This window comes from Brenneria nigrifluens DSM 30175 = ATCC 13028, assembly GCF_005484965.1.
Classification (GTDB): domain Bacteria; phylum Pseudomonadota; class Gammaproteobacteria; order Enterobacterales; family Enterobacteriaceae; genus Brenneria; species Brenneria nigrifluens.
In genome coordinates this window covers 1,580,048-1,603,269 of the sequence record NZ_CP034036.1, presented here as the reverse complement: position 1 = coordinate 1,603,269, position 23,222 = coordinate 1,580,048, and the positions used below count along the sequence as shown (strand labels likewise).

The 23,222-nt window shown below is 55.6% G+C and carries 23 protein-coding genes and 1 pseudogene; 17 read left to right on the top strand and 7 right to left on the bottom strand.

The window, feature by feature from the left end; genetic code table 11:
* Positions 1-80: 80 nt before the first annotated feature.
* Positions 81-944, bottom strand: coding sequence for a MurR/RpiR family transcriptional regulator (locus EH206_RS07380; protein WP_009112159.1), 864 nt, complete (start codon positions 942-944; stop codon positions 81-83).
* Between the two features lie 662 nt (positions 945-1,606).
* On the opposite strand from EH206_RS07380, the gene iolD reads away from it, so the two are divergent.
* The 4 genes from iolD (at position 1,607) to EH206_RS07360 (ending at position 7,302) form a co-directional block, all read left to right on the top strand.
* On the top strand, positions 1,607-3,547 hold the full coding sequence (gene iolD, locus EH206_RS07375; protein WP_009112158.1) for a 3D-(3,5/4)-trihydroxycyclohexane-1,2-dione acylhydrolase (decyclizing): 1,941 nt from the start codon (positions 1,607-1,609) through the stop codon (positions 3,545-3,547).
* 569 nt (positions 3,548-4,116) lie between these two features.
* On the top strand, positions 4,117-5,013 hold the full coding sequence (gene iolE / locus EH206_RS07370; RefSeq protein WP_009112157.1) for a myo-inosose-2 dehydratase: 897 nt from the start codon (positions 4,117-4,119) through the stop codon (positions 5,011-5,013).
* Positions 5,014-5,383: 370 nt separating this feature from the next.
* On the top strand, positions 5,384-6,781 hold the full coding sequence (locus EH206_RS07365; protein WP_009112156.1) for a sugar porter family MFS transporter: 1,398 nt from the start codon (positions 5,384-5,386) through the stop codon (positions 6,779-6,781).
* 83 nt (positions 6,782-6,864) lie between these two features.
* Positions 6,865-7,302 (top strand): PTS mannitol transporter subunit IIA, encoded by a 438-nt coding sequence (locus tag EH206_RS07360; RefSeq protein ID WP_009112155.1) that lies wholly within the window; start codon positions 6,865-6,867, stop codon positions 7,300-7,302.
* A gap of 202 nt (positions 7,303-7,504) precedes the next feature.
* Here EH206_RS07360 and EH206_RS07355 read toward each other — a convergent pair whose 3' ends face one another.
* On the bottom strand, positions 7,505-8,287 hold the full coding sequence (locus EH206_RS07355; RefSeq protein ID WP_040343026.1) for a hypothetical protein: 783 nt from the start codon (positions 8,285-8,287) through the stop codon (positions 7,505-7,507).
* 419 nt (positions 8,288-8,706) lie between these two features.
* Between EH206_RS07355 and EH206_RS23620 the strand changes: the two genes are divergently transcribed.
* Both EH206_RS23620 and EH206_RS07345 read left to right on the top strand, forming a co-directional pair.
* Positions 8,707-8,901: a YfiR family protein gene (locus tag EH206_RS23620; protein ID WP_425456677.1), complete on the top strand. Its 195-nt coding sequence runs from the start codon at positions 8,707-8,709 to the stop codon at positions 8,899-8,901.
* An 89-nt stretch (positions 8,902-8,990) separates the two neighbouring features.
* Positions 8,991-9,191, top strand: coding sequence for a BrxR family transcriptional regulator (locus tag EH206_RS07345; RefSeq protein WP_232216575.1), 201 nt, complete (start codon positions 8,991-8,993; stop codon positions 9,189-9,191).
* Between the two features lie 16 nt (positions 9,192-9,207).
* On the opposite strand, the gene dgoD is transcribed toward EH206_RS07345, so the two are convergent.
* Positions 9,208-10,389: a galactonate dehydratase gene (gene dgoD / locus EH206_RS07340; RefSeq protein WP_009112152.1), complete on the bottom strand. Its 1,182-nt coding sequence runs from the start codon at positions 10,387-10,389 to the stop codon at positions 9,208-9,210.
* A 314-nt stretch (positions 10,390-10,703) separates the two neighbouring features.
* Between dgoD and EH206_RS07335 the strand changes: the two genes are divergently transcribed.
* Positions 10,704-10,904, top strand: coding sequence for a hypothetical protein (locus EH206_RS07335; protein WP_009112151.1), 201 nt, complete (start codon positions 10,704-10,706; stop codon positions 10,902-10,904).
* A gap of 33 nt (positions 10,905-10,937) precedes the next feature.
* Here EH206_RS07335 and EH206_RS07330 read toward each other — a convergent pair whose 3' ends face one another.
* Complete coding sequence (locus tag EH206_RS07330) at positions 10,938-11,555, bottom strand: TetR/AcrR family transcriptional regulator (RefSeq protein WP_009112150.1); 618 nt, start codon at positions 11,553-11,555, stop codon at positions 10,938-10,940.
* Between the two features lie 237 nt (positions 11,556-11,792).
* Here EH206_RS07330 and EH206_RS07325 point away from each other — a divergent pair, with 237 nt between their 5' ends.
* From EH206_RS07325 to EH206_RS07305, 5 genes are read left to right on the top strand one after another with little or no spacing between them, the layout of a single operon-like run.
* Positions 11,793-12,455 carry a DUF3313 domain-containing protein gene (locus tag EH206_RS07325; protein WP_009112149.1) on the top strand — a complete coding sequence of 221 codons (663 nt, stop codon included), beginning with the start codon at positions 11,793-11,795 and terminating at the stop codon, positions 12,453-12,455.
* Positions 12,456-12,470: 15 nt separating this feature from the next.
* Positions 12,471-13,097 (top strand): paraquat-inducible protein A, encoded by a 627-nt coding sequence (locus EH206_RS07320; RefSeq protein WP_009112148.1) that lies wholly within the window; start codon positions 12,471-12,473, stop codon positions 13,095-13,097.
* Positions 13,094-13,729 carry a paraquat-inducible protein A gene (locus EH206_RS07315; protein WP_009112147.1) on the top strand — a complete coding sequence of 212 codons (636 nt, stop codon included), beginning with the start codon at positions 13,094-13,096 and terminating at the stop codon, positions 13,727-13,729. Before EH206_RS07320 ends, EH206_RS07315 begins: the two co-directional genes overlap by 4 nt.
* Positions 13,713-15,368, top strand: a complete 1,656-nt coding sequence (locus EH206_RS07310; RefSeq protein WP_009112146.1) for a PqiB family protein — start codon at positions 13,713-13,715, stop codon at positions 15,366-15,368. The genes EH206_RS07315 and EH206_RS07310 overlap by 17 nt, the downstream gene beginning before the upstream one ends.
* Complete coding sequence (locus tag EH206_RS07305; RefSeq protein WP_009112145.1) at positions 15,365-15,964, top strand: PqiC family protein; 600 nt, start codon at positions 15,365-15,367, stop codon at positions 15,962-15,964. Before EH206_RS07310 ends, EH206_RS07305 begins: the two co-directional genes overlap by 4 nt.
* 25 nt (positions 15,965-15,989) lie before the next feature.
* Here EH206_RS07305 and EH206_RS23615 read toward each other — a convergent pair.
* Together EH206_RS23615 and EH206_RS07295 are read right to left on the bottom strand one after the other, a co-directional pair.
* A pseudogene (locus EH206_RS23615) lies at positions 15,990-16,073 on the bottom strand (methionine ABC transporter ATP-binding protein); the annotation flags it as partial.
* A 107-nt stretch (positions 16,074-16,180) separates the two neighbouring features.
* Positions 16,181-17,212 carry an isopenicillin N synthase family dioxygenase gene (locus EH206_RS07295; RefSeq protein ID WP_009112144.1) on the bottom strand — a complete coding sequence of 344 codons (1,032 nt, stop codon included), beginning with the start codon at positions 17,210-17,212 and terminating at the stop codon, positions 16,181-16,183.
* A gap of 416 nt (positions 17,213-17,628) precedes the next feature.
* On the opposite strand from EH206_RS07295, the gene EH206_RS07290 reads away from it, so the two are divergent.
* On the top strand, positions 17,629-18,456 hold the full coding sequence (locus EH206_RS07290) for a transporter substrate-binding domain-containing protein (RefSeq protein WP_040343021.1): 828 nt from the start codon (positions 17,629-17,631) through the stop codon (positions 18,454-18,456).
* A gap of 46 nt (positions 18,457-18,502) precedes the next feature.
* Here EH206_RS07290 and EH206_RS07285 read toward each other — a convergent pair whose 3' ends face one another.
* Positions 18,503-19,909: an MmgE/PrpD family protein gene (locus tag EH206_RS07285; protein ID WP_009112142.1), complete on the bottom strand. Its 1,407-nt coding sequence runs from the start codon at positions 19,907-19,909 to the stop codon at positions 18,503-18,505.
* Positions 19,910-20,059: 150 nt separating this feature from the next.
* Here EH206_RS07285 and EH206_RS07280 point away from each other — a divergent pair, with 150 nt between their 5' ends.
* From EH206_RS07280 to EH206_RS07265, 4 genes are read left to right on the top strand one after another with little or no spacing between them, the layout of a single operon-like run.
* Entirely contained in the window at positions 20,060-20,734 is a 675-nt protein-coding gene (locus tag EH206_RS07280; RefSeq protein WP_009112141.1) for an amino acid ABC transporter permease, read from the top strand.
* A 12-nt stretch (positions 20,735-20,746) separates the two neighbouring features.
* Positions 20,747-21,412, top strand: a complete 666-nt coding sequence (locus tag EH206_RS07275; protein ID WP_009112140.1) for an amino acid ABC transporter permease — start codon at positions 20,747-20,749, stop codon at positions 21,410-21,412.
* 20 nt (positions 21,413-21,432) lie between these two features.
* Entirely contained in the window at positions 21,433-22,209 is a 777-nt protein-coding gene (locus EH206_RS07270) for an amino acid ABC transporter ATP-binding protein (protein ID WP_009112139.1), read from the top strand.
* A gap of 13 nt (positions 22,210-22,222) precedes the next feature.
* Entirely contained in the window at positions 22,223-23,143 is a 921-nt protein-coding gene (locus EH206_RS07265; protein ID WP_009112138.1) for an aminotransferase class IV, read from the top strand.
* Positions 23,144-23,222: the final 79 nt, after the last annotated feature.

Here is a 23,222-nt window from a genome sequence, read left to right as displayed (position 1 = left end):
AAGCGCCCCTTCCCTCCGTCATTCCCGCAAGTCGTTGGCGAGAATGACAAGGCGGGGGGCTTATTCATCCGGCATCGTAATCAGTCGACATTTTGCCTATCGTTGGACGGGAGGGAAGCGCTTTGCATCGCCAGGGACAGCATCAGCGTCTGGGACAGACACATGGAAGAGATCTGGGAACGAAACCCGTCTACCTGCGCTTCACGCACCACAAAGCAGACTTCGCTGAACGCGGCCAGCGGGCTGACCAGACTATCGGTAATGGCAATTTGCTTGGCGCCGCTTTTAGCCCCCATGGAGACCAGTTCCACGACTTCCTGGGCGTACGGCGAATAGCTGATGGCGATCACCACATCATCGGGCTGCACCATGCTCAGTTGTTCGGAAAACATGCCGCCCAGCCCGTCGATAAGAAAAGCGCGACGCTCCAGATGCCGCAAGGCATAGGTCAAATAGGAAGCGAGGCTGAAAGAGCGGCGTAACCCAATAACATAAATGTTGTTGGCATTTGCCAGGAGTTGCACCGCCCGGGACAAATCCTCTTCTTTGATCTGGCCCGGTAGTTGCTGTAACGCCAGACTATTGACCATGCTGAACATGCTCAGTATTTCCATCGGCGTTTCCGGTACATCGGCCTCTTTACCGGCAACCTGGCGAAATAATCGGGCGCGTTCGGTATAGCTGACCGTATCTTCCATGATGTGTTGACGAAATACCTGTTTCATTTCATTGAAACCGTCAAACCCGAACGCGTTGGCGAAACGAATCAGCGTCGAGGGCGGAACATTGGCCTTTTCAGCGATGGATGCAATCGTATCGAAAGGGATACTGGTGCTATTATCCAGCATATAGCGCGCCACCTGCTTCAATCGCTTGCTAAGCGTATCGTAGCGGTTACGTATATCATCCTGCAATGACGAGAGTTGGGAGGAAGAAGTTGTCATGAAAACAGCACACCGTGGATTTCAGCAAAAGCGCTGACATTGATTATTACGACTGAAAAATTCAAATCAACCTATTATTGAAAATATTTCGTCATTTTATCAAATATGCCGGTCATGCGTGCTGGAAAGGATCGTTTGGTCAGAACCCCTTTCAAGAAGCATCACCCATATTTTCTCTCGGCGCTGGAAAAGACGGCTCCACCCCATCAATCAAGCATTGCCCGTCCAAGCGCGCCAGAATGCCAATGAGCAAAATCCCTCAGGCATCGCGTAGTCAAGGACATAAAATTTCACAAAATATACAAATGGAAAATCTTATCCACATTGAGTGTTAAAAAACAAATCGCATGCCATTCCCATCGCTAAACCCATCCTCATGATAAACAATAAATATCCCCTATAATGGTGAAAGAAACACCGTCAAAACCGCGGGACGCAGACCTTCCTCTGGCAGAAAAATGAAATTTTCATTATTTGACCCTTCTCTCACAAATGAAATTAATATTTTGTTTTTTATTTTTTTGAACAAGGGAATCCTTATAATGGCGCTATGACTTCATCACCCGATTAATCATAACCCTACGTCTTTCTCAGATCGATTTATGGGGCGGTTATCCTGACCGCCGTGTTTCCCCGCAGGCTAGAGGAAATGGAAGGAAAATATGAACAAAATCAGATTAACCACGGCACAAGCATTGGTCCGTTTTTTAGATAACCAATATGTCGAGGTTGACGGTGTCGAAACAAAATTCATCAAAGGAATTTTTGCCATCTTCGGCCACGGCAATGTTCTGGGGATCGGGCAGGCTTTGGAGCAGGATAGCGGGCAACTGCATATCCATCAGGGCCGAAACGAGCAAGGCATGGCCCATGCGGCCATCGGCTATGCCAAGCAGTCTTTGCGCCGGCAAATCTATGCTTGTACCTCTTCCGTCGGCCCCGGCGCCGCCAATATGATTACGGCGGCGGCCACCGCCACCGCCAACCGCATTCCTCTGCTGCTGCTGCCCGGTGATGTCTATGCCACCCGGCAGCCCGATCCGGTGCTGCAACAAATCGAACAGTCCTATGATCTCAGCATCAGCACCAACGACGCGTTTCGCGCCGTGAGCAAATACTGGGATCGGATCTCCCGCCCCGAGCAATTGATGAGCGCCTGCATTAGCGCCCTGCGTGTGCTGACAGACCCGGCGGAAACCGGTGCGGTCACGCTGTCCCTGCCGCAGGATGTCCAGGGTGAGGCTTATGATTATCCTGATTATTTCTTTCAAAAAAGGGTGCACCGCATCGAGCGCCGCTCCCCCACCGCGGATATGCTGGACCAGGCAAAGGAATTATTATTGCGTAAAAGCAAACCGTTGCTGATTTGCGGCGGCGGCGTTCAATTCTCGGACGCCGCACAGGCGCTGCGGGATTTTGCCGAACGTTACCGCATTCCCTTCGCCGAAACTCAGGCCGGGAAAGGCGCATTGCTTTCCGACCATCCGCTGAATGTCGGCGGTATCGGCGAAACCGGCACCCTGGCCGCCAACCAACTGGCCCAAGACGCCGATTTAATTATTGGCGTCGGCACCCGTTATACCGACTTTACGACCGCTTCCAAATGGATTTTCCAGAATCCGGCGGTTTCGTTCCTGAACCTCAATATCAATCGTTTCGACGCCTACAAGCTCGACGCTTGCCAGATCACCGCAGACGCACGCCAGGCGCTGATTGCGCTCAATCAATACATGTTGTCGGAAGATTGGCGCGCGGACTGGGGGGATCGCGTCACCGAGGTGCGCAACCAATTGCAGGCGGAGCGGAAGCGCGTTTACGCCATTAATTACACCGGCGACGATTTTGCGCCCGAAATCAACGATGGCCTTGACCATAAATCCGTTTTTGCCGAATTCAACCGTATCACCGGTTCGCTGCTGACCCAGAGCCGGGTATTGGGCATCGTCAATGAAAGCATCCCGCAAGACGCGGTGATTGTCGCCGCTTCCGGCAGCCTGCCGGGGGATTTACAGCGTATCTGGCGTACAACCTCCCCCCAGCGCTATCACGTTGAATATGGCTACTCCTGTATGGGATACGAAGTCAACGCGGCGCTGGGCGTTAAAATGGCTGAGCCGCGCCGGGAAGTATACGCGCTGGTGGGCGATGGCGCCTTTATGATGTCGCATTCCGAACTGGTCACCAGTATTCAGGAAGGTAGAAAAATCAACGTGTTGCTGTTCGATAATATGGCCAACGGTTGCATTAACAACCTACAGTTGGGGCACGGTATGCAAAGTTTTTTCACCGAATTCCGTTTCCGGGATAAATCTCCATCCCGGCTTGACGGCGCCCTGGTGCCGGTAGATTTTGCCAAAATAGCCGAGGGCTACGGCTGTAAAAGCTATCGAGTCACCACGGTAGAGGAGTTGCATCATGCGCTGGAAGACGCCAGACGGCAGAGTATCTCGACGCTGATCGATATCAAAGTGCTGCCGAAAACCATGATCCCCGGTTATTTCAGTTGGTGGCGAGTCGGCGGCGCACAGGTCTCCACCTGCGCGGATATACAGTCCGTCGCAGACCTATTGGCAGAAAATATCGGCAAGGCCCGTCAATACTGAGTCGCCTTTGGCCCGCATCTTCGGTGGTTATTGTCAGTAAACGCCGATGGTGCGGCGCTTGCAACGGATTTAGATGAAGATGGAATAATGCAAAATAAAAATTTTGTATTATTTTAATATGGAATTTAATTTTTAAAAAAATTTGATAAAAACGTATCATATTCATCAATCACTGCCGGTCATTTTTATAACGCCCATTCACCCAAATCTTAATAAAACCCGGCAAATACAATCATGTAACTTTATAAAAATAGAGTTATTTATCATTACACTTGCAGTAAATACCGCCCTAAAGGAAGTAGGCAAGCCAGGTGCAGGCGCAATAAATACCTTTCAATATATGATCCCTATCTCAAAATGGAATATTTTTTCTGCAAAAATATAATATGAAAGATATATTCTTATATAGCAAGACAGAACAGATACTCTGAATCGGTATGCATCACGATAATCTTTTCCAGTATGGCAATCGGGATACGCCGGTTTACACGCCAACATTAAGGCGTCATGTCCCATGAGCAACCGTGAGGAAATTTCTCTATTATCGCTCTATTCGAGGTGTATTTATCATGGATAAAAATAAAGTCAAACTCGCCATTGCCCCCATCGGCTGGACCAATGACGACATGCCCGATTTAGGAAAGGAAAATACATTTCAGCAAACGGTCAGCGAAATGGCGCTGGCGGGTTTTACCGGCAGCGAAGTGGGCAGTAAATATCCGCGGGATCCCAAGGTTCTCAAACCGATGCTGGATATGCGCGGCATTCAAATCTGCAATGCCTGGTTCAGTACGTTTTTTGCTGACGGGCAAAAAGCCAAAACCCTTGATGAGTTTATCACTCACCGGGATTTTCTTCATGCTATGGGGGCAACCGTCATTGGTTGTTCCGAGCAGTCGCGCAGTACCCAGGGTACGCCAAAGCCGGTACTGGAAGGACGGCCTATCTTTACCGATGTAGAATGGCGCTTAGTGGCCGACGGGTACAATAAATTGGCGGATCTCGCAGCTGAAAAAAATATGACCGTCGCCCTGCATCACCATATGGGCACCGGCATTCAGACTGCTGAGGAAATCGATCGTTTCATGGATCTGGTGAATGATGATGTTTACCTGCTCTATGACACCGGCCACGCTTACTACTCAGAAGGTTCACAGGAAGCCATGTTGCAAATCCTGCGCAAACACTTGCCGCGCATCAAGCACGTTCATCTGAAAGATGTGCGGGACGAGATCGTCGCCGAGGTTCGCGCCCATAAATTGAGTTTCCTGGATGGCGTGAAAAAAGGAACCTTTACCGTACCGGGCGACGGGGTGATTGACTTCAGGCCGGTCTTTAAGTTACTGGAGGATTTTGGTTACCAAGGCTGGATCGTGGTCGAGGCCGAACAAGATCCCGCCAAAGCCAATCCTTTTGAATATGCCGTTAAAGCCAGGCGTTATATTCGCGAGGTCGCCGGTATTTAATGACGATGTGTGACTCCCCCGCAAGGCGCGTTTTGCCTTGCTGCTATTGAATAGCAAAGGGAATAAATGATGAATGACGAGTTTCTCAAGTATTGGAAGCCATTATTTAATCAGCGAAGGAACGCCGATGGGTTAAAACTTAAAGCAAGAAAACAATAAAATTGTAAGCAAGCGCAGAAAATAAAACCTTCGGTGGCAATCATATTAATAAAACTTTTATCAACTTTATTTATATAAAAATTTAGCCAAATAATCGTTCACAGAACCAAGAACCCTTACCGCCTTTTATTCATAAGGTGTAACAGCCATTAACATGAATATATTAAGGGGTTTTTGGCATCACATGATTAACTGAATAAAAGGTAAAGATATGTCGCTAACAATGGTACTCAATATACAACAGCGAAAACGATTGCATCAAATAACATTAGTCGCCACATTCGGAGGCCTGCTCTTTGGTTATGACACTGGCGTGATTAACGGCGCCTTCCTTTCCCTAAAAGAAAATATGGCGCTCACACCGACGACCGAAGGTCTCGTCATGAGCGTACTTTTAGTCGGGGCCGCCCTGGGCAGCGTCTGCGGCGGCAAACTAGCCGACTATATGGGTCGGCGAAAATATTTATTATATTTATCATTCCTTTTCTTGTTTGGCGCGTTTATGTCTGCGCTGGCGCCCAATATCACCAACCTGTTGATTGCCAGATTTTTACTCGGCTATGCCGTGGGTGGCGCTTCGGTCACGGCGCCTACATTTATATCCGAAGTCGCGCCAACCGAAATGCGAGGAAAGCTCACAGGATTAAATGAAGTGGCCATCGTCATCGGCCAATTATCCGCGTTTGCGGTTAACGCTGTTATTGGTTATGTCTGGGGACATCTCCCGGATGTTTGGCGGTATATGTTAATGGTTCAGGCATTACCCGCCATTGGATTGCTCATCGGCATGTGGCGTTCGCCGGAAAGCCCCCGATGGCTGGTTAGCAAAAATCGCGGAGAAGAAGCATTAGCCATTTTAAAACAAATTCGGCCGGTAGAAAGAGCGGTTAAAGAATTTGAAGATATCGTGACGTTGATTAATATCGAAGCAGAAAAGAAGCTGCATGCGAAAGGCACGCTGTCAATCATTCTCAATACGCCCTGGATTTTCAAACTCATTCTGGTGGGCATCGTCTGGGCTGCCGCCCAACAAACAACCGGGGTTAATGTTATTATGTATTATGGTACGGAAATACTTCGTACCGCTGGTTTTTCCGAAAGAACATCCTTGATATGTAATGTGCTCAACGGCGTATTCTCCGTCGGCGGTATGTTGGTCGGGGTACTTTTCCTGGTTGACCGGTTTAAACGGAAAACGCTAATCGTCAGTGGTTTTGCTCTTATGGCAACCTTGCATCTGGTCATTGCCGCCGCTGACTACACCCTGACCGGCGATATAAAAGCCACGGCGATCTGGCTACTGGGCGCATTATTTGTCGGCGTAATGCAATGTACCATGGGTTTCCTGACCTGGGTGGTGCTAGCCGAACTGTTCCCATTAAAAATCCGCGGAGTATCCATGGGTATTTCCGTATTTTTCATGTGGATTATGAACGCTATCGTCAGCTATTTATTCCCGGTGCTTCAGGCTGAACTCGGTTTAGGCCCCGTATTCCTTATACTGGCCGTCATCAACTATCTGGCTATTATCTTTGTCGTATACGCCTTGCCGGAAACCTCGAATAAATCACTGGAGCAATTAGAGGAAGAGCTGTCCTCCGGACAATAGTCAACGCGATTACATATGAAAAAAAACAAGTTATATAGCAGAAACAATTCGAGATGCGGGAAAAAAAGCAGAGGGTACAGAGCATGATAGATGATATTACAATCAATAATCTTCATTTAGGCTGTCAGGCAAAAAACAAAGCGGAAGTCCTATCCATGGTCGGTAGATCTTTTAAAGAAAAAGGATATGTCAGCCAGGATTGCGTTGCCTTTCTCAATGAAAGAGAACAACAGGTCTCCACCTTTCTGGGAAATGGCATTACCTTGCCTCACCTGCCGAAATCGGCTACCAATATCATTGTAAAAAAAGGCGTTGAGATTTTTCAGTTTCCCGATGGCGTTATTTGGGATAGAAGCAACAGCAGTGTGATGTTTATCGCGATTGGCGTTATCGCTAAAGAGAAAGAGCATATTGATGTCCTAAAACAAGTCGCATCGATTTTTAGTGACGAAATCATTGCTAATGCACTCTCTCTTATTTCAAATAAACAGGATTTTCTTCGTATTCTTAATCGAGGGTAGTCATCTGCCCTGAATGATTCGAGGTGCAGGAGGACGACCACCGAGTGATAAATCGTCAGGAAAAAATTTACCGTGAGAGACAGGATGTCTCTTATTAATCCGCAGAAGCATACACAAGTCGGTGACCGGAGCGACCGGTATGTCATGTTAACTCGGACATGACGCACTGATTGTTGATCGGACGCGGTGACGGCAAATGTATTTAGGTGGTCGCCCTCACCGAGCGCCGCATGACTTCGGCCAACAGCGTCGTCACCAGTATGGAAGCGGCGAAGGCCACGACAAATGTCGTCAATAACCCGACCTTAAGAAGCAGTTCCCCGATAGTCACATAGAAAATGATGACGCCCAACGCGCTTACCGCATTGCCACGCACCACCGCGGCCATTTCCCCTCTGCCCCTTTGGCTATGGGCAAATACCGTCAGCGGCCAGGCGATAACCGGTACGGGAGAGAGAACGCCGCTAACCTGCGGCCCCAATATCTGCGCCGAACCGGTAATGGCAAACAGCATCGCGGTCGCCGTCAGCATACGCAACGGAATATCCCAGAACGGTATCGCCGTTTCCCTGGTCTCTTTCTCCCCGGCATGGGTTAAGCGCAGAATAATACCTATCGCCACCAGGCTGATGACAATCACTCCCTGCGGCGCACCGGCGCATAGCAACAGCCAGGAGATAAGCCCGAAGAGCGCCACCGAACAGACGCACGCCGCCGGGATCGTCAGCTCGCGGGTGGCGACAAGGTAGAAAAGGTAGGTGAGCAATACCGCGGCCAGCCCGGACAGCGCGCCGGATGCCGCCTGAGCGGCGAACTGCGGCCCCTGCTCGATAGCCAGAAAAAAGGCGACCGGCCCGGAAGTCAGCGGCATACCGGAAAGTATGCCGCCGACGAAACCGCCCCACTTCCTGACGGCCAACGAAACAATCAGCATCAGAACGGGCGTTACGGCCAATTTGATGGCGAATATGTCCAAATACGGCATCTCCTACACCATACTAAATATTAAATATATTGCATTATGTTTGAATTAATTTTTTCCTGCTAGGGTTGGATTAGGATATGGTGAAAAATTGGCCTGTATTCGCCCTATTTTTACTTTCTACCGCGATAGTTTCCGCTAAAACAGAGTCGTCCAGACTAAGAGATGAAATGTCGCTGGCGAAGGCCGACCAGGTTTATCAAACCGTGGCCGGTATTATCAGTTATTCGTACTGGCCTGGGTAAAATAAAATCCCTCCGCTTCGTGTATTCTCCTCCGTTTATTCTCTATCCGCCCTGACGGCGGATACGCCAAAGAATCCGATCTTTAATTTCGTGATAATAAAAAAATATTCATGACTTTTCTCGTCACGATGCGATGCGGTATATTTTGGACAGGAGTCTGTTTCAGCACAGGTAACCATAGCCAACAAATTTCCTGAACATCCATTATTGACGATTGCCGAACAAAACCTGGAGAGTATCTACGGCAGCGCATTTTGTCTGATATTCTCCAATAAAAAGGAGTGTTTTTCCGTTAATTTAGATTCTCTGACCCGAACCGGCATCAGGGTTAACCCTGAGGTTTTAATTCTCGCTCACCCACATAATGAATAAGCACTGAACTTTTGCCACCAATATGACAAGAAAAATAACTTTCAGGTCCGCCCTGACCCGGATTAGCACCATAAGTCATGATTATTACCATGACGGTATCATGGAAGCTGGATTACGGCATGGAAGACGGGGAAGTGGCGTTAAGCTGCCGGCAGGCTTTTCTGTATCACACCCTGAAGCGACTGGGTCTGCAAACGGAGCAATCCGCCGAACCGGCCGGCCAGCAGATTGTTTTGAAAAACCGGGCGCAAATTCAACCCTATATCGATGCGCTGCCGAAGGATATCTGATTTGCGCCGCGGGCGGTTATTGATCCACCACTGAACCGTCAACGTGCAGTCGCGTTTTGAGACCGCGGCGGCGATAGGGGAAACGCTCCTCCAGATTATCGGCCAGTTCGATACCGATACCCGCCGCCGTCGGAATTTCCATAAATCCGTCGGTACATTGGAAGGTGTTTTTCACCATGTCTTTTTTCAGCACGCCGTTCTCTACCCCGGTGGCGCCGAATTTTTCCGACAGCGCCGGCTGGTCGTCTCCGGGATATTCCAGCAGGGCGAAATTGGGAATGCTGACGGCTATCTGCAAACAGGCGGCGGTGGACACCGGGCTGAGCGGATTATGCGGCACCACCATCAGGTCGTGCGCTTCCGCCAGCGCGGCGATCTTCTTCGCCCCGGTAATGCCGCCGCACATGCAGACGTCCGGACGCACATAGGAAACCGCATTGCGCTTGATCAGCATGGCGAACTCCTGCGGATTGTTCAGCCGCTCGCCGGTAGCGATGGGAATGTTGATTTTATCCGCCACCTCGGCCATCGAGTCAAAATTATCGGCGCCGATAGGGTCTTCAATAAAGTAGGGATAAAATGGCTCAATGCCGCGGGAAAACACCACCGCGTCCGCCGGTTTCAACCGCCGGTGCACTTCAATGCACAAATCCACCTCATTACCCACCGCGTCGCGATAGGCGCCGATGCGCTCAATCGCTTCCGCCATTTCCCTGGCGTGGGTAATGAAATACGGGGTATCGCGCGATTCATCGAGAAACGGCGACAGATGACCAATGGCGGTGAATCCCTGGGCCTTGGCCTTCTTCAGATTTTCAATGGTTTCCCCGGTGGTTTTGCCGCCGGCATGGGCGTAGACCCGCGCCTTGTCCCGACAGCGCCCCCCCAGCAGATTGTATACCGGTGCGGCATAGTATTTGCCGGCGATATCCCACAGGGCGATATCAATGGCGCTGATGGCGCCCATAATCGCCGCGCCGCGAAAATGCCAGCAGCGGTACATATACTGCCAGTGATGCTCTATGCGCAGCGGATCCTGTCCGATAAGATAGGTACGCAGCGCGTCGACCGCCCCCTTCGAGGCATCGAGAAACCCCCAGGCGCCGGATTCGCCAATCCCCTTAAGCCCTTCGTCCGTGGTGATTTCAACAAACAGATACCGATTGACCAGAATGGCCCGTACATCAGTAATTTTCATGGGTAATGGTTTTCCTCGTCATATGCCGTGGCAAATAATGCATACAGATTAACAGCGGCCCGGCAAGCGCAATAATCGCTCTCCGGCGAACGTTGGTTCACATTCTCATTTTTCCCTAATTCGATAAATAAACCAACTCACACATTTTCTTGACAGATATATAACATTCATATAAAACTAAACCGTACGGTTCATTTATGGAAATTCGGCGTGCCGCCGCCCAGCGGGAACAATGCATGCGGCCGGTATGGAAAATCTCTTGCGCAGGTTCCTGGTGACGCTCCCCAGAGACCATTGGAAACGGGAAGGATGCTATGAAAAAACGATTACTGCCAGGGTGCCTCGCCGCTGTGTTTTTATTAAGCGGATGTATTTCCATCGGGGGACACGACCGCAACCATCATCACCGACCGCACTATAACGACGGTTACCGCGATGATCGCGACCGTAACGCCGATCGTATTGGCGATCGCCAATACGATCGGCGTTATGACGGCGACTATCGCCGCCGCTAATCAGCAGGAGATGATGCCTGATGCGGCAAGGCGTTAATGGGCCGCCGCTCCGGCAAGAAACAGATCCACCGCGCGTTTGACCATCTGGTGAATTTCTTCAGTATCCAGCGGATCAGGATCGCACTGGTAGAGACGCACTTCCGACTCCGCGGTAATCAGCGCCAGATATTGCAACGCTCTGACGCGCGCATCCGCCGCACGCAGTTCGCCGCGTTGCATCGCTTCCGTCATCAGCATGGTCAGCACGTCGATACACTCGGTCGGCCCGGACTGGTAAAACAACATGCCGATGTTCGAGCGCCCCGCTTCCGCCACCACCATACGATAAACCGCTATCGCGCTGCCGTCGTTAGTTAACACGCACAGCATACGCTCGCCGAAACGCATCAGCGAGGTTTCAAGGGATAGCTTTTCGCCCGGCTGCGCCGCCAACTCGGCAACGGCATCAGACAAATGCACGGTGGTAACGGCGCGGACAACGGCAACGAAAAGCTCCTCCTTGGAGGAAAAATAGCTATACAACGTTGCTTTTGAGCCGCCAAGCCGTTTTGCCAGTTCATTCATTGACGCGCGTTCATAGCCCATCTCCTGGAAGAGTTTGGCGGCGACCTCAATGATAGCTTCGCGACGAGCCTGCGTCCGTACTTTCATTGTCACTCCCGTTGTGTAATTTATAAGTAAACCAACCTGTACATTTTCTTGACAAACAAAAGATATCAGTGAAAACTAAACCGTACAGTTTTGTTTTGTTATCAAACATTACTTTACCCCCCGGTTCAGACCTTGTAAAGGCGGACTGCGGAAGCCTCTGCCGCTCACTGGTCGCCTTTGTGACAACAGGCAGGTTTTGACAGATACCTACGCCACATTTTGAATAGGATGTTTCAAATGAACCTTTCCACCAAAGCATTTCGATCGGCAATTCTGACCCTGGGCATCGCTTTAGCCGGATGCGCCGGAACGCAACCCGCCCTTTACTCGGGCATCGACTCCTCACCGCAGCTACGCCCGAACAGCGGCGACGAATCTGACCGCATTCCGTACCGTTATGCTACGCCGGTGGACTGGAAGCAATACGCAAACGTCATTATCGAGCCCGTGGTCATCTACCAGGGCGCCGATAACCAGTTTGACGACATAGAGCAGGAAGATCGTCAGGCGCTGGCCCTGTATATGCAGAACACCTTTATCAACACCCTGAAAACCCGTTTCCAACAGGTCAATACCGCGGCGCCGCATACCCTGCGCATCAAGCTGACTCTGACCGGCGCGGAAACCACCACGCAGGTGGCGGGCACCGTCACCAAGTTCGATTTGGCGGGCGGTCCCTATAATATCGTGCAGTCCATTCGCGGCAAGCAAGGCATGCTGGGCGGTTCGGTGAGTTATGCGGTGGAAATTTACGACGCGCAGACCAATCGCCTGCTCAACGCCTACGTCGCCAAGCAATATCCGAACGCGCTTAACGTCGGCGCCACCATTGGTTCGTTAAGCGCCGCCGAGGTAGGGATTGATAAAGGCGCGGAAGAGCTGCTCGATATGCTCAAGTAGACATGGCCGGGCGCGATGAAAACCTTTCCCGACCTGGTGATCTGCCGACACTGCGACAGCGTATACCACCGCCGGATACTAGCCGCGGGCGCCGAAGCCCGCTGCCGTCGCTGCGGTTTTACGCTGTACCGCGCCGGCCCGGCGGCGTTCGAACGCTGGCTGGCGCTGACGATAACCGCGGGAATCGCCTTCATTATCGCCAACGTATGCCCGATATTGCAGGTCAGCCTGTACGGTCTGCGCAACGAGGTCACGCTCTGGCAGTGCGTCGCCGCCCTGTCTCACGGCGCCACCTTGCCGCTGGCCGTCTGCGCCTTTCTGCTGTTGATGCTGGCGCCATGTCTGCAAATTGCCCTCCTCGGATGGATACTGGTCTTTGCGCGTCGCGACCGGACGGCGCCCGGTTTTATTCCCGCCATGAAGATGCTCCGCTGGCTGCGGCCGTGGAGCATGATAGAAGTGGGGATGCTGGGGCTGATGGTCGCCGCGGTCAAACTCGACGGTTTTTTGCAGGTTGCCTCCGGCGCCGGCAGTTGGGCTATGGCGGCGCTGATGTTTCTGATCGCCATCATCTGCCATCAGGATACGCACGCGCTGTGGGAACTGGCATCCCGGCGGCGGCGCGCCGGAGCCATAGCATGAGCCAACTTTCCCGCGCGAGGCAAATGGGCATAATCGGCTGTCACACCTGCGGGCTGGCGTGCCGGGATACGCACGCCGGATTGCAGCCATCCCTCTGCCCGCGCTGCCTCTCTCCCCTGCGCTATCGGCGCGCCGCCGGCCATCGGCTGTCTCTGGCCCTGCTGCTCACGGCGATAATCCTCTACATTCCCGCCAACGTGCTGCCGGTGATGTACAGCACGCTGCTCGGCAGAGGCGGCGACAGCACCATCACCGGCGGCATCATCGACTTCTGGCAGTCGGGTTCCTACGGCATCGCGCTGCTTATCTTTGTCGCCAGCGTCGTCGTTCCCGGCACCAAGTTTTTGGCGCTCGGGCTGCTATTGCTCACCTCGGCCTATCACAGCCGCTGGGCCATGCGCGAGCGCGCCGCGCTCTACCGCCTGACGGAAGTGATCGGCTACTGGTCGATGCTCGACGTGGTGGTGGTGGCCATCGTCTCCGCGCTGGTCAAATTTAACGCCTTAAGTGAAGTGGAGCCGCGCAGCGGCATCCTGTTTTTCGGACTGGTGGTGATTTTCACCATGCTGTCCGCCATGAGTTACGACCCGCGACTAATCTGGGATGGTGAGAACGATGCCGACCAAAAATGAACAAGCGCTGACGCCCGAGGAACCGATCATTATCCGCCGCCGCTGGCGAGGATCGCTTATCTGGCTGATGCCGGCCGTCGCCGCGCTGCTCGGCATAGCCATGCTTATCCACGCGTGGATGTCCCAGGGGCCTGAAATCACCATCACCTTTCAGACCGCATCCGGACTTGAAGCGGGCAAAACCGCGGTTAAATACAAAGACGTCACGGTCGGCATCGTCGAGTCGATCGCGCTGAGCGACAACAGTTCACGCGTCGTCGCCACCGTGTCGTTGAACAACAATGCCAAAGACCTCGCCCGCTCCGATACCCGTTTCTGGGTGGTTCGCCCGCGCGTCGGCGCCGGCGGCGTAAGCGGTATCGATACCCTGCTTTCCGGGGCCTACATCGGCGTGGACAAAGGCACCGCGGTTCAGTCCGCCAGGGAATTCGTCGGACTGGAAAACCCGCCGGCGATAATTAACGGTATGCCAGGCCGTCGCTTCAAGGTACTGACGGATGATTTGGGTTCGCTGGATATCGGCTCCCCGGTCTACTACCGCCGCGTTCAGGTCGGACGCATCGTCTCTTATCAGCTCGCGGATGACGGCCGCAGCGTCAATCTACACATTTTTGTCGACGCCCCCTATGACCGTTTCGTCACCCAGGATACCCATTTCTGGAACGCCAGCGGCATTGACGTCTCGCTCGGGGCAGACGGCTTCCGGCTAAAAACGCAGACCATGACCTCCATCATCGCCGGCGGCATCGCTTTCGCCTCTGCCGATTACGGGCAAAATAGCCCTCCCGCCGCCGATCAGGCGACGTTCACGCTGGCGAAAGACCCCGAATCCGCCATGGCCGCGCCGGACGGGGAACCGATTGTATTTAAATTACGCTTTGAACAATCGCTGCGCGGTTTGGCCATCGGCGCTCCCGTCGAATTCTCCAGCATCAAGGTCGGCCGGGTGGCCTCCATCTCCCTGGACTATAGCCAGTCCGGCTATCGCTTCCCTACCCTGGTAGGCATCGAAGTTTATCCCAACCGGCTGGGAGCAGTGCTGGAAAAATTGCCCAAGGCGGAAAAAGATACCCGGAGACAGACGGCGCTATTCGTACGCGATATGGTGGCGCACGGTCTGCGCGCCCAGGCCCGCGCCGGTAATCTGCTGACCGGGCAGCTCTATGTCTCGCTTGATTTTGTCCCGCAGGCGGCAAAGGTTCCCTTTGAGGTCAACGCCTGGCCGCTGATGATCCCGACGGTCAACAGCGGATTCGAACAGTTGCAGGAACAGCTTGCCAGTATCGTCAGCAAGGTCGACAAAATGCCGCTGGAATCCATCGGGCATAATCTGGATAACGCCCTCGCCGATTTTGATAAAACCCTGCGGCTGCTCAACAGCCAGACCCTGCCGGAAGCGAACCGCGCGCTGCGCCAGACCGGTCAGCTGCTTGCCGCCACGCAGGATCTGCTGGCGGAGGATGCGCCCATGATGCTCAACCTGGAGCAGACATTGCAGGAAATGCGGCGCGCCATGCGCTCGCTGCGGGTGTTCTCCGACCTGCTCGAACGCCATCCGGAAGCGCTGCTGCGCGGCCGTCCGGCAACCCCGGCGGCGGCGGAGCGCGCCGCCTTCTCTCCCCAAGGAACGAAAAAATGATCTCTTCCGTCCGCTTGTCCCTGCCGGCCGGCGTATTGCTGCTGGCGGGGTGCGTCGTTTCCACCGCGCCGCATTACTACACGCTGCTGCCGTCACAGACCGACACGGCCGCAGCCTCTGCGCCCGCCCCATTCGCCATCGCGCTACTGCCGGTGGGCGTTCCGGTGCAGATTGACCAGCCCCAGTTGGTGGTGCGCCAGGGCGACAGCGGGCTGGTGGTACTCGACGACGCGCGCTGGCTAAGCCCGCTAAGCGACGAGATCCGCACCGCGCTCTCCAGCGAACTGGTTCAGCGCCTGGGCGCGCAGGATGTTTCCGGCCTGGCGCGTCAGGAAGGGAAACCGGTGGTGAAAATTCACCTCCAAGTGCGTCGTTTCGACGTCTGGCCCAACCAATACGTGAAGTTTGCCGCGGACTGGAGCCTAGGATTTGCCGACCGCCCCCGATTGGTATGCGGCAGCCAACTGACGGAAAATACCGCCGGCGACGCTGCGGACACCGTGCTGGCACAGCAACGGGTGATCGCCCGGCTGGCGGCGCAGATAGCCGCCAACGTGCGAAATCAGACCGCAGGTCGCCAGGGGGGCTGTATCTGAGGTAAATCCGCGGATGGGCGTCATAATCCGGCAGCAGCGCCAGCACCGACTCGGTGGTTTCCGGGTCGAGCGCGCTGGTGGCTTCGTCGCACAGCAGGTAATACGGGCGGCGTCGGCGGCCTGCGCCGTCAACGCCAGACCTGCGCCTGCGGACAAAACGCCATCCCTGTCAAAGAGAAAATGACGCGCTTTTTCATGCTGAGCTTCCTTCTTTCTTTAGGTTGTTATGGTTTCTTTGGCGGCTAAAACGTCCGCGTAATAACGCGCGGCGACATCAGGATGGGAACGCAACCGCCCCTTGAGGTAATTCCAGCCTACGTCGCGCAACAGGGGATTATGCGGATCGCTGGCCGGCCCCAGCGCCTTGGCGGCGAGGTGGTCGGCTAAGCGGTAGACCGGCACCACGGCATCCAATTGGGCGCCGAGGAAAAAGGCGATGGAGAGGCGTTCCCGGCCCGGCGGCGGCGAAACCACCCGATGCACCGTCGCCCGCAGATAGCCGTTACTCGCCAGTTCCAGCAGTTCGCCGATATTGACGACAAAAGAGCCGGCCAGCGGCAGCGCGTCGATCCAGCGTCCGGACTCTATTTCCACCTGAAGCCCCTGCTGGTTATCTTGCAATAAAAAGCTCAGAAAACCGGAATCCTTATGGGAACCGACGCCTTGCCGGCCGCCGTCATTCGGCTGAGCGGGATAGCGGATCAGCTTGATATGCTCATTGGGTTTTTCACCATATAGCGCATCAAACGCGGTGACCGGCAACTCCAGCGCTTCGGCGAACGCCCGCAGCAGGCGCAACGACATGCGCGTCATCTCCTGTTGCCACTGCAGCAGCGTGGTTTTCAGTTCGGGAAGCGCCGCGGGCCACAGATTGGGGCCTTGCAGCCGCCGCCAGGCGGGGTCGTCCCCCAGCAGCGACAGCGCGGGACGTTCCGCGCCGATATCAAATTGCTCGCGCCAGTCCGGCTGGTTGCGCGTCAACTCCGAACCGGCGCGGTTATAGCCGCGAAAATGGGGGGAGTGAATCATGGCCACGCGCTGTTTCTCTTCGTCCGGCAGGGAGAAAAATTCCCGCGCCAGCTGCTGTACCCGCTGTTGCAGCGCGTCGCTGACGCCATGATGGGCCAGATAGAAAAAACCGACGTCCCGGGCGGCGCGGTTCAGTTTTGCCAGAAAAGCGGCCCGATGTTCGGCGTTGCCGTCAAGCTGCGATAGGTCGAGTATCGGTAAGGATGTGATGGTGCTCATAGCGGACTCCCGTAATTACGCCGTAAAAATCGCCTGAATATCTGTCGGAGTCGCTGCAACAACGGTAACAAGACATATGAATCCCTCTGCGAATCAGACCGGCAACGGAACGCACGGTCATAGTTTTCCGGCCATCGCAGCGCCGATAGGCGTTTGCGCTGAGGCTCTCAGGTATTAATCCCCATTTTCCCCAAGGGGTAAAATGCAAATAGTGGAAAAGCTCATTCATATAATCGCTATGGCGATCGCCGCCCCGACAAGCGCCGCCGGCAACGATCGCTGATTATTTATTCGCCTATATTTATACCCACATGGAATTACATACTACAAAAACGACTAATTTACTTATAAATATTTGGTTACTCTGACAGCGCGAATGCACGAGTCAATAACGCAATAATAAAGGGTAATAAATAATGAAATTTTCACTTCACCAGGTATTGATGGCGCTGACGCTGGTCACCGCCCCTTTTTTCAGTCAGGCGGCGGAAACGTCAACCTGGCAGCATATAAAACAAACCGGCGAACTGCGCATCGGGGTGGCGCAGGGAGAGCCCTGGTATTTCAAAGATCCGGCCACCGGCCAATGGGATGGTATCGGCTATAACGTGGGTAAAGATCTGGCAAAGGAGCTGGGCGTCAAGCTGGTGCCGGTGGAGACCACCTGGGGTAATGCGATTGCCGCGCTGCAAACCGGCCAGATCGATACCATGCTGGTGCTGGATCCGACGGATGAGCGCAAAAAAGCGGTCGATTTCCCGGATCAGCCGTTCTTCTGGTATGCGCAGGGCGTGCTGGTGCGCGACGGCATCGAGGTCGCCAATTGGGACGATCTCAACCGGGCGGACATTAAAATCGGCGTCACCCTCGGCTCCAGCCCGGACCTGATTCTGACCAAACGGCTGCCGAAGGTACAGCTGGTACGCTTCACCAATATGGATGAAGGCGTCGCCGCCTTCTACGCCGGCCGGGTGGACGCCCTCTCCTATTTCCATCCGGCGCTGGCGCTGCAACAGGCCAAAGTGGGCAAAGGCAACCTGATCCTGCCTAAGCCGATTGTCTCCGTCAGTACCAGCGGCGCCATCCGCAAAGAGTCCGACCCGACATTCCGTCAATTCCTCAACGATGCCTTCGCCAAACTGTATACCTCGGGTAAAACCCAGCAGTATTACGAGCAGGCGCTGACGCTGCGCGGCGTCGACGTCAGCAAAGTGCCGTCGGTAATCAAAGAGGAGTGGAAGTAACCCGCCGCGCGCGCCGGCCAGCTTCTTTTGGGTCGGCCGGCCTTGCCTAGCGCGTTTCCAGCAACGGGGCGATAATCGCCCCGATATCCGCACAGCGTTCAAGCTCGGACAGGGCCGCGATAGCCGCGTCAATCACCGGCGGCGCGGCGCGCGCCGACAGGTTGCGCGCAAACTTGTCCAGCACCAGCGCTTCCGACAACGGATGCTGCGCGCAGCCGAGCGGAAAGTCGATGCGCGCCCCGCTCAGCGTTCTGCCGCCGACCACCACCTCCACGCGCGATACCGGCCGCCGCTGCTGTAACATCAGGCGGTTCAGTTCCGGGTCCACGCCAATCTCCACCTTATCGGCAAACGCCAGTATCCGCGGGTCGGCCAATGTCTCTTCGTCGCTCCAGCGGTGGCGCGGCACGTCGTATGCCAGACAGGCCAGCGCCACGGGCAGGCTGAACTGAGCATCGGTGGCGTTAAGCGGTCGCGCGTCGGCAAAGCAGGACGCCAGCGTCTGGCTGCCCGTCACCTGAACGCGCTCAACCAACTGGGGCGTCACGAGGTGCGGCGGCAGGCGCTCGTACGACTCCAGCGCCGTATGGAGCCAGCGGCAGACCGGATAGGCTTTGAAACTGGCGTGTCGCGCCAGCCACTGCTCGCCCAGTTCGCCGATCAACAGCGACTCGTCAAAGCGGTCGGACCCCATCATGCGCCAGAAGCCCTGCTCGCCGGCCAGCACGTCGCGCGGGCCGACAATGCCGCCGTAGTGCAGTTCGACGGCGCGCACCCCCGCCTCCGCGGCGGGCGCATTGTAGTCTTTAAACGACACCAGCGGCCGCTGCCGCCAGTTGTACTTATGCAGGCTGGGCAACGGCGTCAGCGATGCGGCCAGACCGAGCGCGTTTTCCAGCCCGTCGGCGTCGCAGCCGGTAAGCAGGCCATAGGCGACGGCGGCCCCCAGCGATTCATGCTGACAAACGCCGTAAACCTGCTGAAAACGTTCGCTGCTCGGCTGTTGCGACAGGATCACCCGGCCGTTGATCTCGTAGGCGGCGGTCAGCGCCCGAATCAGCGCCCGACCGCCGATCGGCCGCGGCCCCACGGCGGCCAGCGCCGCCGCGACCAGCGTCGCGCCGGGATGTCCCATCCCCCGCCCCGCCACCTCATAGCCGTCATCATAATCCAGCGCGTTGATCGCCGCGGCATTGAGAAACGCCGCCCCCACCGGCGACAACGGCGTGCCGCCATCCAGCGCGATGCCGGCGCCCGGCGCGTACTGGGCGCGGATAACGCGGGCGCTGTCGCGCGCCACGCGGCTGTCGGCCCCGGCAATACCGCAGCCCAGGCTATCGATAAAATGCAGCGCCATTTTTTGCCGCAGCGCGGCGGGGATCGCCTCCGGCGTCAGTTGGCTGGCAAAGGCGGTCAGGCGTGAGGTGATAGGCGGCAACGCGGATATGGTCATCGTCGGACTTAACGTTTTTTATACATAAAACGAATATTAGCACCCTCTTTTATTATTTATTTATCACTTTTTGACAATGCTAAGATGCACAGGTTCTAACAATAACAATGCCTTTTCGCCACTTTCTTCATTCCAGGGGTTATGCATTTTATGTCCTATCAATGGGATTTCGCCGCAATCTGGCCTTATCATCAGCTACTGCTGGACGGGTTATGGGGAACTGTAAAGATCGGCGCCGCCAGCATTCTGATCGGCATGACGGCGGGTATGCTGCTGGCGGCGATGAAAATGTCGCCGCTCAGGCTGCTGCGCCTCCCGGCCGTGGTGCTGATCGGTTTTTATCGCAATACCCCGGCCCTGGTTCACTTTTTCTGGATCTACTACGCCCTGCCGGTGGTGACGCCGCTGGCGCCCTCGCCGTTTGCCGCCGCCGTTATCGCCCTTTCCGCCCAGTCGGGGGCGTTTTACGCCGAAGTGTACCGCGGCGGTATTTCCTCCATCGCCCGCGGCCAGTGGGAAGGCGCCAAGGCGCTGGGCATGACGCGCGCGACGGCGCTGCGGCGGGTGATTTTACCCCAGGCGCTGCGCCGGATGATCCCCCCTTTTATCGAGCGCTCCTTTGAGCTGATCAAATCCACCTCGCTGGCCTCCTCGCTGGCATACGGCGAACTGCTTTACCAGGCGATGCAGCTTAACAGCCAGACCTACCGGCCGCTTGAGGTCTACACCGTGGTGGCGGTGATCTATTTCACCCTGCTGTTGATTATCAGCCTGATCGGCCAGCACATCGAAAAACGTCTATCGCTGGCGGATAGCCGGCCATAAGGGGAAACGCGGATGGATTATCAATGGGATTTCTCACTGGTGTGGGAAAATGCGCCGGTGCTGCTGAAAGGGTTGGGCGTTACGCTGCAACTGTGGCTGCTGGCCGGCGCGATCGGCACCGCCGTCGGCTTGGTTTTCGCTATCGGCCGGGCCGGCGCCCGGCGCTGGCTGCGCCTGCCGATCGCCGCGTTTGTAGAGGTGTTCCGCAATACGCCGGTGCTGATTCAGCTGATCTGGTTTTACTACGCGTTGCCGATACTGGTGGGGATACAGTTCTCCACCTTCGGCGCCGCGGCGCTGGCCCTGACGCTGTATACCGCCGCCTACTGCACGGAAATTTTCCGCGCCGGCCTGCAGTCCATCGAGCGGGGACAGTGGGAAGGCGCCAAAGCGCTGGGGATGCGGCAGCGCGTCATCCTGCGCCGGGTGGTGCTGCCGCAGGTGTACCGCCGCATGCTGCCGGCGCTGACCAACCGCATGATTGAACTGGCGAAAGTCACCTCGCTGGCGTCGATCCTGGCGGTGAACGAACTGATGTATCAGGGGCGGCTGCTAAGCAGCACCCACTATCGTCCGCTGGAGATTCTGACGGTGGTGGCGCTGCTCTATTTCGTACTGATCTGGCCGGGCAGCTATCTTGCCGCCCGTCTGGAGCGCCGCTTCCGCCCGCATTCTTAATCTGCAAGAGAAACCGACAGATGAACCAACACCCTATTCTACGCATTCGCGGACTGCGCAAACAGTTTGGCGACCAGCCGGTATTGCAAGGCATCGACCTGGATGTGCGCCGCGGCGAAAAAATCGCCATTATCGGCGGCAGCGGCTCGGGGAAAAGCACCCTGCTGCGCTGCCTGAACTTTATGGAAATCCCCAGCGCCGGCACTATTGAACTGGAAGGCGAGGTTCTCGGCCGGCCGGACGGCGACGGACGCCGCCGCTATCAGGAAAAACAACTGTGCGCGGTACGGGAACGGGTCGGCATGGTATTCCAGCAATTCAATCTCTTCCCGCATATGACGGTGCTGGAAAACGTACGCGAAGCCCTGCTGTCGGTTAAAAAAATGCCGCGCGGCGAGGCGGACATCATCGCCGGCGCGCAGTTGCAAAAGGTGGGGCTGGGCAACAAGCAGCACGCCTGGCCGGCCAGCCTGTCGGGCGGTCAGCAACAGCGGGTGGCCATCGCGCGGGCGCTGGCGATGTCGCCGGAGATCATGCTGTTCGACGAGCCGACATCGTCTCTCGACCCGGAACTGGTGGGCGAAGTGCTGCACACCATTCGTCAACTGGCGGAGGAGGGCCGCACGCTGCTGTTGGTGACCCACGAACTGGGATTTGCCTGGCATTTCGCCGATCGGGTGATCTTTATCGAAAACGGCGTTATCCATGAAATGGGCAGCGCGGAACAGGTGCTTAAACATCCGCGCCAGGCGCGTACCCGGGAATTTCTTGCCCGCTTCGCCGAACGCGCTTTTTAATCCGGAGGGAATAATGATAAATCCAGTGATGTCCGGCCAGAGCAGTCAGGCTTATCTGCAAGACGCGCGCAATGATGATGTTCTGGTGTATGTAAACGGCGAGTTTGTCCATCGCGATCTGGCCGTGGTGTCGGTTTTTGATTCCGGCTACGTGTGCGGCGACGGCGTATGGGAGGGATTGCGGCTGGTTAACGGCCGTCTGGTGGCGCTCGACGCCCATCTGGACCGGCTGTTCGAGGGCGCGGCGGCCATCCGACTGGATATCGGTCACAGCCGGGAAGCCCTGATCGACATTATGCGGCGGACGCTGAGCGTCAACGGCATGGAGGACGGCGCGCACCTGCGCCTGATGATCACCCGCGGCAAAAAACGCACCCCCAATCAGGATCCGCGCTTTATTCTCGGCGGCGCCACCATCGTCTGCGTGGCGGAACACAAGGTGGTGGACAGCGCGGCGAAAAAACGCGGGCTGGCGCTGTTCACCGCAACCTATCGCGCCAGCGGCCCGGACGTGTTCGACCTGCGTCTCAACTCCCACAGCCGGCTCAATCTGATTCAGGCGCTGCTGCAGGCGCTGGAGGCCGGCGCCGATGAAGCGCTAATGCTCGATCCGCACGGCTTTGTCGCCAGCTGTAACTCCACCAACTTTTTTATCGTACGCCGGGGCGAACTCTGGACCTCATCCGGGCTGTACTGCTTCAACGGCATTACCCGCCGGACAATTTTGAACCTCGCCCGCCGGCACGGCCTGCCGGTACGGGAAAAAGACTTTACGCTGGCGCAGGCGCTCACCGCCGATGAAGCCTTCGTCACCGGTACGCTGGCCGGGATCACCCCGGTCAGAAAGCTGGATGGACGGCAGTTCGATGCCGCCGCGCGTCCGATAACCGAGCAGCTTGACCGCTGGTATCAGGATTATTTGCAGGCGCAGTAGCAACTGCCGCCAGGGAAGATAAGCCAAAAAACGGCAAAGAATAGCGTTTTTACGCAGTTAACAAGCCTATTTGATTATG

Excerpts from the sequence above, each read along its gene's own strand:
- EH206_RS07335 (WP_009112151.1), top strand. The coding sequence starts at position 10,704 with ATGAAAAAACGATTACTGCCAGGGTGCCTCGCCGCTGTGTTTTTATTA.
- EH206_RS07270 (WP_009112139.1), top strand. The coding sequence starts at position 21,433 with ATGAACCAACACCCTATTCTACGCATTCGCGGACTGCGCAAACAGTTT.
- EH206_RS07295 (WP_009112144.1), bottom strand. The coding sequence starts at position 17,212 with ATGAGCACCATCACATCCTTACCGATACTCGACCTATCGCAGCTTGAC.
- dgoD (WP_009112152.1), bottom strand. The coding sequence starts at position 10,389 with ATGAAAATTACTGATGTACGGGCCATTCTGGTCAATCGGTATCTGTTT.
- EH206_RS07330 (WP_009112150.1), bottom strand. The coding sequence starts at position 11,555 with ATGAAAGTACGGACGCAGGCTCGTCGCGAAGCTATCATTGAGGTCGCC.
- EH206_RS07275 (WP_009112140.1), top strand. The coding sequence starts at position 20,747 with ATGGATTATCAATGGGATTTCTCACTGGTGTGGGAAAATGCGCCGGTG.
- EH206_RS07320 (WP_009112148.1), top strand. The coding sequence starts at position 12,471 with ATGAAAACCTTTCCCGACCTGGTGATCTGCCGACACTGCGACAGCGTA.
- EH206_RS07290 (WP_040343021.1), top strand. The coding sequence starts at position 17,629 with ATGAAATTTTCACTTCACCAGGTATTGATGGCGCTGACGCTGGTCACC.
- EH206_RS07360 (WP_009112155.1), top strand. The coding sequence starts at position 6,865 with ATGATAGATGATATTACAATCAATAATCTTCATTTAGGCTGTCAGGCA.
- EH206_RS07355 (WP_040343026.1), bottom strand. The coding sequence starts at position 8,287 with ATGCCGTATTTGGACATATTCGCCATCAAATTGGCCGTAACGCCCGTT.
- iolD (WP_009112158.1), top strand. The coding sequence starts at position 1,607 with ATGAACAAAATCAGATTAACCACGGCACAAGCATTGGTCCGTTTTTTA.
- EH206_RS07325 (WP_009112149.1), top strand. The coding sequence starts at position 11,793 with ATGAACCTTTCCACCAAAGCATTTCGATCGGCAATTCTGACCCTGGGC.
- EH206_RS07365 (WP_009112156.1), top strand. The coding sequence starts at position 5,384 with ATGTCGCTAACAATGGTACTCAATATACAACAGCGAAAACGATTGCAT.
- EH206_RS07265 (WP_009112138.1), top strand. The coding sequence starts at position 22,223 with ATGATAAATCCAGTGATGTCCGGCCAGAGCAGTCAGGCTTATCTGCAA.
- EH206_RS07345 (WP_232216575.1), top strand. The coding sequence starts at position 8,991 with ATGACGGTATCATGGAAGCTGGATTACGGCATGGAAGACGGGGAAGTG.
- EH206_RS07280 (WP_009112141.1), top strand. The coding sequence starts at position 20,060 with ATGTCCTATCAATGGGATTTCGCCGCAATCTGGCCTTATCATCAGCTA.
- EH206_RS07285 (WP_009112142.1), bottom strand. The coding sequence starts at position 19,909 with ATGACCATATCCGCGTTGCCGCCTATCACCTCACGCCTGACCGCCTTT.
- EH206_RS07310 (WP_009112146.1), top strand. The coding sequence starts at position 13,713 with ATGCCGACCAAAAATGAACAAGCGCTGACGCCCGAGGAACCGATCATT.
- EH206_RS07315 (WP_009112147.1), top strand. The coding sequence starts at position 13,094 with ATGAGCCAACTTTCCCGCGCGAGGCAAATGGGCATAATCGGCTGTCAC.
- EH206_RS07380 (WP_009112159.1), bottom strand. The coding sequence starts at position 944 with ATGACAACTTCTTCCTCCCAACTCTCGTCATTGCAGGATGATATACGT.
- EH206_RS07305 (WP_009112145.1), top strand. The coding sequence starts at position 15,365 with ATGATCTCTTCCGTCCGCTTGTCCCTGCCGGCCGGCGTATTGCTGCTG.
- iolE (WP_009112157.1), top strand. The coding sequence starts at position 4,117 with ATGGATAAAAATAAAGTCAAACTCGCCATTGCCCCCATCGGCTGGACC.